This is a genomic window from Hoeflea sp. Naph1, from assembly GCF_046837775.1.
Classification (GTDB): domain Bacteria; phylum Pseudomonadota; class Alphaproteobacteria; order Rhizobiales; family Rhizobiaceae; genus Hoeflea.
Window position 1 is genome coordinate 50,237 of the sequence record NZ_CP177288.1, and the last position, 14,504, is coordinate 64,740.

Genomic DNA, 14,504 nt, shown 5'->3' on the forward strand with positions numbered 1-14,504 from the left:
ATGGCCAAAACACATCCCCCCGAAAACCCCTATCTCGCCGCGCGTCAGGAATGGAACGAGCGTTACGGCTCCTATGTCAAGGCGGCGGCTGCCTGGCGGATCGTCGGTATCACCGGCATGTTCATGGCGGTGATCGGGTTCTCCTACGCGCTTTATCAAAGCACTCAGGTCAAGCTGGTTCCCTACATAGTGGAAGTCGACAAGCTCGGCACTGCCTCCACCATCGGATTTCCACAGCAGATCGAATATGCCGACGCCAGAGTGGTGCGTGCGACGCTTGGAAGTTTCGTATCGAACTTCCGCTCGGTCACACCCGACGCGATAGTGCAGAAGCAATACATCGACCGTACTTATGCGCTGCTGAGATCATCAGACCCGGCGACCGAGAAGGTGAATGCCTGGTTTCGGAACAACTCGCCGTTCGACAGAGCAAGATCAAAGACGGTTGCCATCGCGGTCACCAACATCGTGCCGCTTTCCAACCAGAGCTACCAGATCGACTGGACGGAATATGAGCGCGACCGGCAGGGCAAGGAGATCAGTACCAGGCGGTTCCGTGGCGTCGCCACGGTGGCGTTGACCCCGCCACAGGACGAGGCGGTCATACGGCTAAACCCCATCGGCCTCTACCTCAGGGATTTTGACTGGACAGCGCAGTTGTGAGCGCGCGCAAGGATAGCAACATGAAGAAAAGCATGCCCCCCGTCATCGCGCTTTGCGCCGGTGTCATGGTCTCGGTGACAAGCCTGCCGGTCTCCGCACAGCAGTTGAGCAGCAATGAAACCCGCGGGACACAGCTTTCTGAACAGTGGCAGCACAGCCGGGGCGTTGTGACGCGCGGGCCGGACGGGAAGGTGATCTTCCTCTATGGTGAGGTCCAGCCCTCGGTCGTCTGCTCGCCGCTACAGGTCTGCGATATTGAACTTCAGGCCGGCGAGATCGTTCGGGACGTCCTTGTCGGCGACACGGTACGGTGGAAGGTCGATCCAGCGACGTCCGGTGCGCCAAATGGACAGGCAATACATCTGATCGTCAAACCTGCCGAGGCCGGGCTCATGACGTCGATGGTTGTGACCACCTCGCGGCGGACCTATCACATTCAGCTCAAGTCTCATCCGACCCAGTACATGGCCCGCGTCGGCTTCGACTACCCCGAGGACATCAATGCGCGTTTCGCCGAGATCAACGCACGGATCGAGGCGAGCGTCGTTCCAGGAGCCGGCGTTCCCGCCGACCAGCTTGACTTCGCATTTCATATAGGCGGCTCGGCCCGTTGGCGGCCGACACGCGTCTACAGTGACGGGTTAAAGACGTACATCCAATTTCCATCTTCGCTCTCAGGTCAGGATGCACCGGTGCTGTTCGTCGTCTCTGGTGGCGAAAACCGGATCGTCAACTACAGGATGAAGGGAGCAATGATGGTGGTCGACTACAATATCGATCGAGCGATCCTTGTCTCGGGCGTCGGGCGCCAGCAGCAGAAGATCACGATCAGGCGGGGAGGGTAGGGGATGTTGGGCCTATTCTCTTATGTGCGTATTCCCGCCGCCTTGCTTTGCCTCTTTCTGCTTGCGGCTTGCCAAACAATGGGTGGCCCGGGATTGATTCAAAGCGAAGTCACCGCCGAACTCTCAACCGAAGCCGCAAGCGCGATTGCCGCGGACATTGTGGAGCGGCTCGCGGAGCATGTCGGACCCGGAAATACGACAATTGCGCTACGTGGCTACGACGCGGTGTTCGGCCCGGCGCTCGAGGCTTCCTTGCGGGAAAAAGGCTATGCCGTTGTGACCGACCAGGCGACAAATCAAACGGCTGTCGACCCGCTGGCCTATAGCGTGGATCCGTTCGAGGACGGTGTGCTTGTGCGGATCTCGACCTTGAAGGTCGAGCTCACCCGGATGTACACACTCGGTACGACCGGTACGACCGGAGCGGCCGGAGCGGTGCCCGCAAGTCCCTTGTCCGTCATGCAACGGAGATCGGCGGGCGGGTCATGACACAATCGCTGAAGCTTGGTGGCGCCTGTGCCGAGAGTGGGCCAAGAATCCGAAGACTGAATCGTGTGCCTATCATCGTTGCGATCATCCTCGTCGTGGTCTTTCTGGCGGCGATCTTCTTTGGCCTCTCCTCGAGGGGATTGCATTTCGGGGACCGGCAGAGCGACACGTCGTCGTCGCAACCAGCCTCCAATGATGCCGAAAGGCTCAAACAGGGCGTACCCGACGGGATCATCGGCGAGCCGAAGGTCGTTCCGTTGCAACCGACGCCAGCGGTCGAAAGGGAAGAACCCACTCGTAACCCGTTCACTCCACCCGACCAGAATCCTCAGAAGACAGTACCGCTGCAAACCCCAGCCATCGAGCCTGAGGCCGTGTGGCGCGCCCGATTGCAGCGCGAGCAGGAAGAACAGATGCTCCGCGAATATCATCGCCAGCAAATGGCAAGCATTCAGGCTGAGGAAGCCGCTGCCAATTCGCCGACAGCCGTCAATCTCAAGGGCCTGGATAACGAGAATGCTATGCCGGTCGCAGCATCACAACAGTCCGTATCACCTGCAGGAACGTCAGGCAGTGCGCTGGATCTATATGGCGCTGCGTTGCAGGCCGGTATTGGTGGACAGAACACCGATCCGAACGGGCAGGTTAGGAAGGCGCAGTTCTTCAACCAGGATATCGCTGATCTCGGCTACCTGCCGAATTCGGTTGTTCCGCAAATGTCGCCCTTTGAACTCAAGCGCGGTTCGGTCATTCCGGCGACGCTCGTCACCGGTATCAACTCCGATCTTCCCGGTCGCATCACTGCCCAGGTATCGCAAAACGTCTACGACAGCGCGACCGGCCGGCGACTGCTCATCCCGCAAGGAACAAAACTGTTCGGTCGCTACGATTCCAACGTCTCCTTCGGGCAAAACCGGGTGCTTGTCGTCTGGACCGATATCATCTTTCCGAACGGATCAACGCTGCAGATCGGCGGCATGGCTGGCACCGATGTCGCCGGCTATGGCGGGTTCAACGACAAGGTCAACAACCACTATCTCAAGACTTTTGGATCGGCGATCCTCGTCGCCCTGATTGGCGCAGGGACGGACATGCTGCTCCCGAAAGACACCAGCACCGCGACAACGACGGACAGCGCAGCGGATGCGGCCAGGCGGTCCTTTGCCCAGACCTTCGGGCAGATCTCGCAGCAAACCGTGTCGAAAAACCTCAATGTCCAGCCCACGCTCGAAATCAGGCCGGGCTATCGATTCAACGTCCTGGTCGATCAGGACATCGTTTTCCCAAAACCTATCAATGAATCTGAGATCGGAAACCTCGACACCGCAACGTGGCGGAATTTGTTTCCGCAACTCACCACCATGCCGGAATTTTGTCATCTTGAACGAACTCCTCCTGCAGTTGATCGATATGCTTTCATTACCGCTTGAGGAGCGGGCGGCGCGGCGCGCCTTGCGGGATTTCGCCGAGGGAGCCGGCTTCGATTATTTCGCTTATCTGCATCTGCGTGGGCAAGAGAGCTTTGCTGTGTCGAACTATCCCAGGGAATGGCAGGATCACTACGTCCAGAAAAACTACATTCGAGTTGATCCAGTCGTCACCAAGGCCAAACATGGGCCGCCGATTTTTCAGTGGTCGGCGGACGAAGCCAGACGAGTGGGAAGGCTCGATGTAAAGCAATTCTACAAGGATGCGGATCGGTTCGGAATCCGTTCAGGTCTGTCAGTCTCGGTTCCTGTCGGCTTCAAGAACAGGATGGTGTTCACACTGGCCTCCGGGAAGTCCATGGTGTGCATCGACGAGGATCCCGATCCCGTCATTGCAGCGATGGCGGTCGCATTTGTTCATTCCCATCTCGCCTCGGCGACCCAGGATGCTGCCCTGGCTTCAGACATCCGTCTTTCACCGCGCGAGGCCGAATGCCTGCGCTGGTTCGCAGACGGCATGTCGATGCCGGACATCGCAGAAACGATCGGGATCGGATATCGGTCCGTGCGTTCCTATCTCGACGAGGCAACGCGAAAGCTTGGCGCGGCCAACAGCCGGCAAGCCGCCTCGATCGCGATCCGGTTGGGGCTGATCTAGCAGTCTGGCTTCGACGCTTGGAACCCCTTCGCTAGCAATGTCTGGATGACCGCAATGGAGACAAACCGACCTAGGCCGTGAACTCATTAACGGGGTTCACAGATTGTCAGCGGCATGATTCAACCTCCGGATTGGAGGTCTTGATGAGCCGTTATGATCTGACTGAATTCGAATGGCGTGTGATTGCGCCGCTTCTTCCCAACAAACCGCGCGGTGTGCCGCGTGTGGATGACCGGCGGGTGCTGAATGGCATCTTCTGGGTATTGCGATCGGGGTCGCCATGGCGCGATCTGCCGGAGCGCTATGGCCCGCACACAACCTGCTACAACCGCTTCAGGCGCTGGACCAAGGCTGGCGTCTGGGACCGGATCATGGACGCGGTTACAGAGGCTTACGATGGCGACGTGCGGATGATCGATGGCACCTCAGTGCGTGTCCACCATTCCGCGGCGACTTTAAAAAAAGCCACCCGGATCGATGTCTTGGACGAAGCCGGGGTGGTCTTACTACGAAAATCCATGCTCTGACCGACGGTGACGGCCTGCCGGTGAAACTCACAATCACACCAGGCCAGACCCATGACATCCAGGCCGCGGCCGGATTGCTGGAGGGCATCGGCAAAGGATCGATGGTGCTCGCCGACAAGGCCTATGATGCCGACTGGCTACGCGAACTGGTCTCCAGGCAGGGCGGCTGGGCAAATATCCCGCCGAAATCCAACCGGACAAGCCCAATCTGCTTCTCGCCATGGCTCTACAAGCAGCGCAATCTGATTGAGCGGTTCTTCAACAAACTCAAATATTACAGACGCATAGCCACGCGATACGACAAGCTCGGCTCAACGTTCCTCGCAATGGCCAAGCTCGCTTGCATCAGGTTACGTCTGCGCCATTATGAGTCCACGGCCTAGTTCATTATATCTCGAAGTGGAAAGTTGGGCGGAGACCGGGCATTCACTGCGGTATGCGTGGACGGCGAGATTGGGACCGGGAGGGGACTGGCAGATTTACGAAGGCAAGTCGGCAAATAGGACGTCGATCTACATTGCGTGCGGCGGTGTTTCCGGCCCCCAGCGGACGGTCCGCGCTTCCCGCGCAATACCGCGTAGAGTAGCTTACTCGCTCTCCGACAATTCAGAACGTCGGAATCCTCTGCCTTTTCAGAACACCCCGTCCTTTCTGGCCCGGAAACATCGGGTGTAACGGGTCTACGGTCGAAATCGGAAAGTATTTCCGTCCATCGAAAATGGCCGCGCCTGTTCAGTACCTACCCATCCTGATTGCCACGATTGAAAAGAGCCGCGTCACCGACCTGCTACCCTTCAACTTTTCGAATACCGCCGTCGCCTGATCAGACTTATACCTTTGCCACTCCGAAGGCGATCCACCGAAAGCGCGGGCGTCAACGTGCAGGGGAAATAGCGCTTACATGATAGTCATCTGCACCGCTGATAGACAGTAAACGGGCCAAAAATTGGTGCCGGTGAAAATGCCGAGGCTAAGGTCTCCAAAAGTGCTCCTGATCGGAGAATTTCAGCATTAATTAATCCCGAAATGCCAATCTGACGTGAGAAAGCAGGCCAAATAACCGTTTGGCATTTTGAGGAAGCATGTACGCGCACTCCGTAGAGAAACGCTTTATCCTAATCGTATGTGCTGCATTGCTGCTGCTCGTAGCGCCGCTTTTTGCGCTGTTTTTCTTTCTTTCCTATGACCGCGCCGTGACGGAAGACAGCAAAAACATCGATCTGATGATGGTGGCCAATGCCCAGGCGCTGGGCAAACCGCTTTGGGATTTCGACGTCGAGAGCGTGCGCAAGATTGCCGACACGGTCGTTTCCAATTCACGCGTTGTCCGTGTCGATGTTAAGGATACCGTGGGCGAGATCCATATTGTAACCCCGAGCGAGCTCGAGGATGCCGGTAAACCGCTGCAGGAAATCTCATCGCCGATCAGGTTCAGTTCTGTGGATGGCGACAAGGAAGTCGGCACACTGACCGTCTGGGTCGAGCGGACCACTTTCCATACGGTCATCGATACACGCGATATCGTCTTTCTCTCAATTTTCGGCCTCGCCGTCCTGTTGATTTCCGCTGCCGCGCTGATTGCCAACCGGATCACCGTTATCCGGCCGCTGTTGCATCTGACCGACGCCATCGTTGCGACACACAAGCTTGGTTCACGCCAGCGGGTGGATTGGACATCCAATGACGAGATGGGCACTCTCGCCAAGAATTTCAACGAGATGCAGGAAGAGCTGGAAGCAGAGGAAAAAGCGCTCAAATCGGCGCATACCCTCGCCCAGGCCATCTATAACCTGACCCCTGCAATGCTGTATTCAGTGGATCGCGACGGCAAGGTCAGCGCCGTTTCGGACTACTGGCTTCTTGCCACCGGTTTTAGCCGCGAAGATGTCATCGGCAAGGCATTCAGCGGGTTTCTGGATCCTGCTTCGCGTGAAGCCTATGAAGTACGTGACAGGCCGGTAAGAGACGGCTCGGCGAGTCCGGGGGTTACGGTCAAATTCATGTGCGCCGATGGCCATCGCATCGATGTGTTGATCAGGGAAACCATCACTTCCCCGTGGCGCGAACAGGATCTGTCGCTTTCGGTCATGACCGATGTGAGCGAACTCAAAGACGCCGAGCAGCGTAACCACCGGCAGGCTATCACTGACCATTTGACAGGACTTCAGAACCGGCAGGGGTTTGAAACGACGCTTGGCGAAAAAATCCGGCAAACCGATGAGCGCAAAGGCGAGCTGGCGTGCCTTTTCATCGATCTCGACCGGTTCAAATGGATCAATGACAATCTGGGGCACACGGTGGGGGATGCGGTGCTGTGCGAGGTTACCGAGCGCATGCGGCAGCAAATCCGGCCGGACGATGCCTTCGCGCGGCTTGGCGGCGATGAATTCGCCATTCTTGTTGCTGCCCCAAAGGCAGAGCCTGTAGCCAGGGAAGTAGCAGAGCGCATCGCCCACATCTTTGATGAACCGCTTGACATAGACGGTACTGCGATAACGCTCAGCGCCAGCATCGGCATTGCGCTTTATCCCACACAGGCACACAGCGCTACCGATCTGCTGCAGAAATCCGATATGGCGATGTATGCACGCAAGAAAGGCGGCAAGAAGGGGATGGTGATGTTCAGCGACAACATTGCCGAGGTCGCTCGCTCGCGCGCTGAAATCGAGGGCTTCATCGAACAGGGGCTTGCCAATGACTGGTTCGAAGCCTGGTTGCAGCCGATCATCGATTTGCAATGCGGCAGGATCGCGGGCTTTGAAGCGCTGATGCGCCTCAACCATCCACAAAAAGGCATTGTGACACCCGCCGATATCATATCGGTTGCCGAGGAAACCGGGTCCATCAGCGCAATTGGCCGCAGGATATTCCAACAGGCTGTGCAGCATCTTGCCAAAATCAGTGATGCCCTGGGTCTGCACGATAGCTATCTGGCGGTCAATTTCTCACCGCTGCAATTCGAGCCGGGTTTGCCGCTGAGAATCATGGCGGATCTGCAGGAGACCGGCATTTCGCCATCGCGTATTGTCGTGGAAGTCACCGAAGCGGTGCTGATTCAGGACGATGTGAACGCTTTTGCTGCCCTTAAGGAACTGTCGGCCCAGGGCATGCGCGTTGCCCTCGACGATTTTGGCACCGGCTATTCGTCTCTGAGCTATCTGCACCGGTTCCCGGTCGATATTGTCAAGATCGACAAATCCTTCGTTCACGCACTCAATTCGGAGAATTCGCACGACAAGAGCAAATTGCTGATTGAAGGCATAAAGACGATTGCGGATCAGATGAATTGCATGGTTGTTGCTGAAGGCATAGAGGCCGTCAATCAACGCGATATGTTGAGGGCGATGGGTATCGAATACGGGCAAGGGTATTACTTTGCCAGGCCGGCTCCCGTAGATGAGCTCATATTGCACCTGACCTGTAAGGCCGGGAACGTGTGGGCTGAAGGCGACCTTGAAGATGTCTCCAATCAAACCGAAAGTGCTGTGTCATGATAAGATCAGTTTTTCTGACGTTGCTTGTCTTGGTGCTTCCGGCTCACGCCCAGACCATCAAGCTCAATACCGAGGAATATCCTCCGTTCAACTACCGGGAGGACAACGAGTACAAGGGCAGCTCGATCGAGCAGGTGAAACTGCTGATGCAGGATGCCGGGCTGGATTATACGATCGAGATGATGCCCTGGGCACGGGCGCTGTCGCTGGCTACAACCCAGAAAGATCACTGTGTCTTTTCAACCGTCCACAATGCGGAACGCGATCCCAAATTCAAATGGGTTGAACCGCTTTTGACAAACCGTACCGTTCTGGTGCGCAAAGCCGGCTCCGGCGTGAGCCCGAGCACCATCGAGGAAGCCAAGGCCTATAGTGTTGGCACCCAGCGCGACGACTACACCCAGACCATTCTCGAGGCACACCAGTTTCCCAAGGTGGATCTGGCAGTTGACCAGACCTTGAGTTTGAAAAAACTGCTGAGCGGCCGCATCGATCTGATGCCCGTGTCTGAGGACTACTTCATGGTGTTGAAGCGCCAGGGAAGGGCGGTTGAGTTGGCGCTGGTTTTGACCGAGGATGTGTTTTCGATCGCCTGCAATCCAGGTATTTCGGATGAGGTCGTCGCCAGAATGCAATCCAGCCTGGACGAGCTAATTGCCGATGGAACCCAAGCCATGATTCTCGAGAAATACGGCGTCGGAGGCACGCCTTGACCCTGACGCGGCGCGCGGTGCCCATCGTACCCCCGCGTGTGCGGTCATCCTGTCCCCAAGGTGCAAACCCCGTTACAAGGAAGTTTGTCTGATGGTCATTGTGAAACTCCGGCTCATCCAAAAAGCCGCCATTTTTCATCTGTGCGCAGCCCTCGCCATGGCTACCACCGCCATCGCCAGCCCGCTGCATCTGGTTACCGAAAACTATCCCCCGTACAACTATGCCGAAGATGGGCAATTGAAGGGTCTCTCGGTTGAGCTGATGCACCTGGTTATGGCGGATGCAGGGCTTGAATACGACATGGAATTGATGCCCTGGGCCCGCGCCATCGCCCTGGCGGAAAACAAAAACGGCTATTGCGTGTTCACCACGGTTCACACCGAGGAACGCGACACGCGTTTTTAGTGGGTCGAGCCGTTGCTGATCAGCTACAACTACCTTGTCAAAAGAGCGGATTCGAATGTCCAGGCCGCCACACTGGAGGAAGCACGTCAATACCTGGTGGGCACGCAACGGGGCGACTATACGGCGGAACTTCTGGAAAGCCTGCAGTTCAAACGGGTCGATCTGGCATCGGACATCGAAGTCACGCTCAACAAGCTGCTGCTAGGCCGCATCGACCTGATGCCCATGGCCGGCACTCTGGTTGATAAGTTGCGGCAAAAGGGCACCCCCCTGAAGCCGCTTCTGGTCTTGACCAAAGCCTTGAACGGCGTGGCGTGCAACGAGGAGATACCCGCCGAGACCATCGCCAAGATGCAGGCCAGCCTGACCAAGCTGACTGAAGATGGCACATGGGACAGCATCTACAAAAAACACGGCTTCAAACAAAACGAGCTGTAGTGCGCAGCTTCTATTCATGTGATTTGATGGGTTCGGCGCAGATTTAAATCATTGTGGGTGTCCGCGGGGGAGGTACACTAGGCTGCTTTTCGCGCTCATAAGTGGCCTGCCCCCCTATTTGGTCATTCCATGGGACGTAGCGGGAGGCAGGTCACCATTCTTCGGAGGCCTGGAGCACTTTCGGTTTCGTAGCGCTCATTATGCAATCAGGCGCTGCGGGTGCTTTCTCCGACTTCGGTAAACGGCGAAAAGGGGGCCGGCTGCGGACAGTTCGGTTCTGGCTGAAAAGCTCAGTAAGCTGCCGTTCGTCAACCGACCCCAATTGCGCCGTTTGGTGTGCTGTCGCCGCCCCCGGAAGACACCATCCGTTCTGTCCTGCCAGACCGAAGATCCTTGGGCCATAACCGTCCTTCAGCTCTGGCTAGAAGTCATGCCGATAGAACGGTCGGTGTAGTGCCAGCTCACCTCACACTTGGCACAAGAAATCGCTATCGAACCCATGCGTGCGCTAGCTATTTCTATTTAGGATGAGGGCCTCGCAGCTAAGTGTCAGTTGGCGCGCATAACGCTTAGATGCGATCCTGACGGAACGCTCGGTGACAGCCAGCAAGAGGTAGAGGATATGCCAGATGGCAAGCCCTGCCTGGATTATTAGCTTCCCGTCCGTCATGGAGACGAACGCCGGGGGGTGTTTGTAGAGTGCCCAAGCCGCAGCGCCTGCCGCGATATTGATTCCGATCGCGTAAGGCTTCAGCCCAAGCAGGTTCCGGAGATAGCCATAGGCGACGTTCTCATTGAATAGAATCCTGAATTTCTCGGTGTCGTAGGTGTTGAGCCTGAGGTAGTCGTAACAGGCTGCGTAGAAACTCTGGGCCGCTGCGGGGTCCTTTGCTTCGCTTTCGCGGGTTGGGGCCGCGATCCCAACCTGCGCTGCCAGAAACTCACGGTAGCGGGCTTTGGTGGCCTGCTCGATCGTGGTGTCTTCAAAGGTCAGTTCACGGTTCTCATGCCGCCCTCCGGTCGCCTTGAGCATGCGGGCCTCGACGTGCTTGCCGGCACGCCTCGCCAGTTCAGCGGCAGCGAAGAATAGCACGCCGATGGTCATGGCGGTGATCGCCTCCGGTAAACCCGGGTCGGTCCAGCTGCCGGCCATTAGGAACAGGGACAGCGCCGGCGCCATTGCGACAAGCGCAGGGAAAAGCCGGGCCTTGATCGAATAGGTGTCGAGAAAGTCCATTTAGGCGCTCGCGGGTTCGTGCATTAGGGCGTGGAAGCTTGAGGGCGTCACGATCAGGAGCACGGCCGGAGGCGGACGCTCCTCTGCCAGGTCCTTCGCGGTGCTCCGGTCGATCGCCGACGGTCCGATCTCGGCCAGATGGCTGTGCCACGTGCCGACGTCGATCAGTCGCTTGCCGCTTTCCTCGTACCGTTTAGCGATCGCGCTCTTCAGGCCATCCCTGCCCAGCACGAAGAGTGAGGCACTGCGCGAACTGTCAGACGGCGGGTCGAGCAGGTCGACCACGGTTATTAGCATCGTGCGCGCGCTGCACGAGCCCAGCATCAGGCCACCGGTTTCGACCTCGGGATGGCGGGCAATGTCTTCACGCATCCGGTCAACGACATGTCTGGCGATGCGCAGGCGCCAAGCGCCGCCCTCAACGGGCACCTCGAGCATTTCCGGGACGACGATCCGCCGCCAACTGGTGGTGCCGGCACCATCGTGCGTCCCGATCGCGATCGCACCCTCCCCCGCACCGGCGCTAGCGAGATCCACAAGCTGCTCGGCCGCAAGCGCCGTCATGGCCGACAGGCGCATGTCGGTGGACGGCATTGTCAGCGAACCGCATCCATCGCCGATCTGGACTTCCGTGAGCCCAAACTTTGGATCGAACAACAAAGTGCGTTCCCTAGGATTGGCCTCGGCGCTCATCATAACCTCAAGGTCTGCGAGGCTCGGATTGCGCGCCGCTCCCTCCAAAAGGACGAACCCGCCACTCCCTCGACCGAAAAGCGCCATCTCCGCCATCCGCGACGGCAAGGCGTCCTTCGGGACTAGCGACAGGGCTTCACGCACGATCAGCGAAGCCGTCGTATTGACGAGGGTCGCTGTGCCGGGCGGCGCGATCTTTAACCGCGCGTCGGGGAGGCCGAGCTCCTGCGAGACATCGCCAAGGTAGATCTGCGGCCGCTGGGCCAGCAAGGTCAATTCGTCAGCAAGCTCACTAGCCTTCGGCCGCTGCAGCGGCCCGCGCACGAGGGCATGCCTGGCCATGTTATGCGGCATCAAGCAGCGATTATCGGACAGTGCCGTGATACTTACCCCGGCGCGGGCGAGATGCAGCGCGGTCTTCGATCCGACGCTGCCGCAGCCGATGATCGCGACCGACCCGTAGTCCGGCGCCCCGGAGATGCTCCTGAGCAGTTCAGGGGAAAGCCGGTCCACCTCCTTGGCAGCCCTGACGCGCTTGCCGTCCGGGCCGTCGACAAGGGAACGCCGCCCCTCCGTCGGGGCGATCTCAAAGACGTAAGGGAGGAGTTCGATCGATGAATCTCGGCCGATCAGGCTATAGGGCCTGCGGAAACACATGATCACGCCCACGGGCATGATCATGTCCGCGCTCCGGCCCCGCCAATGGTCTTCCATCAGCGTGAGGAACGTTTTGAACGCGGTGCCGAGGCCGAGATCGCCTGCGCGCGCCGCGAGGTCATCAAGGGTTTCGATGTTCTCGGCGAGGATGTCGTTTGAGACCGTCCCCACCGCGGGCCAGAACAGCGCAGTCACGGTGTCGCCGGTGTGTACTCCGCCTCCGGCCTTTTCGCTCCGATAGGGGAACGCGGTAACCCTGCCGGAGGCCGGCGCGATCTTGTCTGAAACGAGGATCACTGCTTCGCGCCCCTGCCCTTCCCGGTACTGGATGAAGCGCGAGCGCAGCAACAGGTGGCCAGCCTTATTGGTGATGCGGCCACGCAGCTGCCGGGGATCGGCGATCAACACGTCGTCGAGGTCATAGCGGAGAACGGGTTCCCAGCCCTGCGACGGGTCCATCAGCGAACGGGTGGCGGCCTTGGCGAGCCACACGCCGAGCTGCGAGAGGATCTGGACGATCCCGGCCTCGACCAAGCCCCACTGGCCAAAGTATTCATCAGGCTCGCCTTCTATGAGACATGGGATCGGCCGACCCTTGCCGGAACGGCTGGACAGGTGGGGGAAGCCGCGCGGGAAATCCTCGCGCAGTGTGAACGTCGGGGACGACCAGGGGAAGTTGGACCAGAGGCTGACCCAGACTTCCTCAAAGACCTTCACGCCGCTGTCGCTGATTCCCCGGGCCGCGTCGGCCAGGGGCATTTCCACGCGGATATTGACGGATATCACCGCCCTCTGATCGTCGACGGAAAGGATCTCCGTGCCGTTGCACAGCGCATGCCTTTCCGCGACACGCACGAACGTCTGTGCATGCCGCTCCAGTTCGGTGGAGGACATGGTCAGCCGTGCGCCCGGGCGACCGATGCGATGCCGCTGACCCCTGCCGCCGCCGCGCTCGCCGCTGCCGAGAGCGCGAACTTGCGGGCGGTTCCGGCATGATAGATCTTGAATTCGACGGGCGTGCCTTTCTCGTCGAAGTGCTCCATCGTGCAGGTGAAGCGGTCGGCGTCATTCTCCACGATCGACACATACTCGCGCTTGGCGCGCTCATGCGGCGGATTGCTGTCGTCCTTCTTGATCGGCTTGCAGCTGGCGACGATAACGGCACCGGCGCGGATCTGCGACAGGGCATTGCGCGCCTTCTCGGAGACCTTCACCCTCTCGCCGAGCTGCGACCAGCGGTCATGGCTGAGCGTCCGCCACGAGCAATGGTGCGGCGCCTCCATCACATCGTAGGACAGCCAGTCGCGGTCGTAGTGCTCGAGCTGGTCCCACAGGCGTTCCCAGATCGCCACGCCGGCGTCGCCACCGGTCAGGAACCGGCACTTGTCCAGATAGCCGTCCCCGGCGATCGAAAAGCGGATGATCACGGACGAATTGTTCTTCTCGAGTAAGTGGATCAGGTCCTCGTCGTCCTCGTCGTCCTCGTCGACGACCATCGGCGCGAGGAGCCGCCCCTCGAAGTGTCCGGTCGCGCCGCGGTTGGCGCTGGTGATCAGGCCATACTGCGGAATGACGATCCCCATGATGTCGTCGGTCTTGCCGTCCTTGTCTTTGCCCATCAGCAGGATGCGGTCGCCGTCACCGACGGCAGAACCCTTTTCCCGGTAAAGCTTGATGCGCCGGCGGGCCTCGGCGGCCCACGCCTTGGCATCTTCGCCCAAGACGTACTTGGCGCTTGCACGGCGGAACACGATCGGGGACGACCACATCTCACGGATGAGGATGAGGTCGTCCTTCTTGTCATCCGGGAAGTCCTCGGGCGGCCCGAGGTGGAAATGGTTGCGAAGGCCTGTGACGTGGTCCCCGTCTGGGTGGGACAGCAGGAACGAGTCGATGTACATCCGCCCCTCGCTGTCGCGCGGCAGGCGGTCCTTGAGGTCGGTTGCAACGTCGTAGGTGTCGTCGTCTGGATCGTCTGCCGCCGAGCGGATGTTGATGTCGACGAGGATGTTCTGGCCGTTGTCGAGGTTGATAAGGGCCATGTCCCCGTTTGCCACGGGGAAGACAGTCAGATTCGCGGTCAATTGAAGCTCCTAAAGTAAGGTGTCACACCAGAGCCTCTCCGGGGGGCGCAACAAGTGCGCCCATGTGCGGGCTCATTTTGGGATTTCGTGTGCCGAGCCAAGAAGGCGGCTGCGTAGATGCCGCTTGTGCCCCGATCGTCGCCAGAAACTCGATAGGGTCGCTCAACCTGTTG

The 14,504-nt window shown here is 58.9% G+C and carries 13 protein-coding genes; 10 read left to right on the forward strand and 3 right to left on the reverse strand.

The features are described 5' to 3' along the window. The 10 genes from ACK6D9_RS23280 (at position 1) to ACK6D9_RS23325 (ending at position 9,660) form a co-directional block, all read left to right on the forward strand. The gene (locus ACK6D9_RS23280) at positions 1-663 is read left to right on the forward strand and encodes a conjugal transfer protein TrbF (RefSeq protein ID WP_412051990.1); all 663 of its coding nucleotides are present in this window, start codon (positions 1-3) and stop codon (positions 661-663) included. A gap of 65 nt (positions 664-728) precedes the next feature. Continuing rightward, positions 729-1,508, forward strand: coding sequence for a P-type conjugative transfer protein TrbG (gene trbG / locus ACK6D9_RS23285; RefSeq protein WP_412052035.1), 780 nt, complete (start codon positions 729-731; stop codon positions 1,506-1,508). A 93-nt stretch (positions 1,509-1,601) separates the two neighbouring features. After that, positions 1,602-1,997 (forward strand): conjugal transfer protein TrbH, encoded by a 396-nt coding sequence (locus ACK6D9_RS23290; RefSeq protein WP_412051945.1) that lies wholly within the window; start codon positions 1,602-1,604, stop codon positions 1,995-1,997. Then, positions 1,994-3,427, forward strand: coding sequence for an IncP-type conjugal transfer protein TrbI (gene trbI, locus ACK6D9_RS23295; RefSeq protein ID WP_412051991.1), 1,434 nt, complete (start codon positions 1,994-1,996; stop codon positions 3,425-3,427). The genes ACK6D9_RS23290 and trbI overlap by 4 nt, the downstream gene beginning before the upstream one ends. After that, positions 3,378-4,082, forward strand: a complete 705-nt coding sequence (locus ACK6D9_RS23300; RefSeq protein ID WP_412051992.1) for an autoinducer binding domain-containing protein — start codon at positions 3,378-3,380, stop codon at positions 4,080-4,082. Before trbI ends, ACK6D9_RS23300 begins: the two co-directional genes overlap by 50 nt. 143 nt (positions 4,083-4,225) lie before the next feature. After that, positions 4,226-4,992, forward strand: a protein-coding gene (locus tag ACK6D9_RS23305) for an IS5 family transposase (protein ID WP_412051942.1) whose coding sequence is annotated in 2 segments (ribosomal slippage) — positions 4,226-4,541 and positions 4,541-4,992 — 768 coding nt in all. Because the reading frame shifts where the segments join, the coding sequence is not laid out codon by codon here. A gap of 699 nt (positions 4,993-5,691) precedes the next feature. Then, a complete protein-coding gene (locus tag ACK6D9_RS23310) occupies positions 5,692-8,103 on the forward strand; it encodes an EAL domain-containing protein (protein ID WP_412051941.1) in 2,412 nt (803 codons plus the stop codon). After that, on the forward strand, positions 8,100-8,816 hold the full coding sequence (locus ACK6D9_RS23315) for a substrate-binding periplasmic protein (protein ID WP_412051940.1): 717 nt from the start codon (positions 8,100-8,102) through the stop codon (positions 8,814-8,816). The genes ACK6D9_RS23310 and ACK6D9_RS23315 overlap by 4 nt, the downstream gene beginning before the upstream one ends. A gap of 91 nt (positions 8,817-8,907) precedes the next feature. Then, a complete protein-coding gene (locus ACK6D9_RS23320) occupies positions 8,908-9,222 on the forward strand; it encodes a substrate-binding periplasmic protein (RefSeq protein WP_412051939.1) in 315 nt (104 codons plus the stop codon). A gap of 12 nt (positions 9,223-9,234) precedes the next feature. After that, positions 9,235-9,660, forward strand: a complete 426-nt coding sequence (locus tag ACK6D9_RS23325) for a hypothetical protein (protein ID WP_412051938.1) — start codon at positions 9,235-9,237, stop codon at positions 9,658-9,660. A 508-nt stretch (positions 9,661-10,168) separates the two neighbouring features. Here ACK6D9_RS23325 and ACK6D9_RS23330 read toward each other — a convergent pair. The 3 genes from ACK6D9_RS23330 to ACK6D9_RS23340 are packed head-to-tail and all read right to left on the reverse strand — an operon-like array spanning position 10,169 to position 14,331. Next, positions 10,169-10,897, reverse strand: coding sequence for a hypothetical protein (locus ACK6D9_RS23330; RefSeq protein WP_412051937.1), 729 nt, complete (start codon positions 10,895-10,897; stop codon positions 10,169-10,171). Next, positions 10,898-13,141: a Mov34/MPN/PAD-1 family protein gene (locus ACK6D9_RS23335; protein ID WP_412051936.1), complete on the reverse strand. Its 2,244-nt coding sequence runs from the start codon at positions 13,139-13,141 to the stop codon at positions 10,898-10,900. Between the two features lie 2 nt (positions 13,142-13,143). Beyond that, complete coding sequence (locus tag ACK6D9_RS23340) at positions 13,144-14,331, reverse strand: metallohydrolase (RefSeq protein ID WP_412051935.1); 1,188 nt, start codon at positions 14,329-14,331, stop codon at positions 13,144-13,146. Positions 14,332-14,504: the final 173 nt, after the last annotated feature.

What these genes read in the sequence shown, in the direction of transcription:
- ACK6D9_RS23280 (WP_412051990.1), top strand. Translation starts at nt 1, where the DNA reads ATGGCCAAAACACATCCCCCCGAAAACCCCTATCTCGCCGCGCGTCAG.
- ACK6D9_RS23330 (WP_412051937.1), bottom strand. Translation starts at nt 10,897, where the DNA reads ATGGACTTTCTCGACACCTATTCGATCAAGGCCCGGCTTTTCCCTGCG.
- ACK6D9_RS23315 (WP_412051940.1), top strand. Translation starts at nt 8,100, where the DNA reads ATGATAAGATCAGTTTTTCTGACGTTGCTTGTCTTGGTGCTTCCGGCT.
- ACK6D9_RS23310 (WP_412051941.1), top strand. Translation starts at nt 5,692, where the DNA reads ATGTACGCGCACTCCGTAGAGAAACGCTTTATCCTAATCGTATGTGCT.
- ACK6D9_RS23320 (WP_412051939.1), top strand. Translation starts at nt 8,908, where the DNA reads ATGGTCATTGTGAAACTCCGGCTCATCCAAAAAGCCGCCATTTTTCAT.
- trbI (WP_412051991.1), top strand. Translation starts at nt 1,994, where the DNA reads ATGACACAATCGCTGAAGCTTGGTGGCGCCTGTGCCGAGAGTGGGCCA.
- ACK6D9_RS23335 (WP_412051936.1), bottom strand. Translation starts at nt 13,141, where the DNA reads ATGTCCTCCACCGAACTGGAGCGGCATGCACAGACGTTCGTGCGTGTC.
- trbG (WP_412052035.1), top strand. Translation starts at nt 729, where the DNA reads ATGGTCTCGGTGACAAGCCTGCCGGTCTCCGCACAGCAGTTGAGCAGC.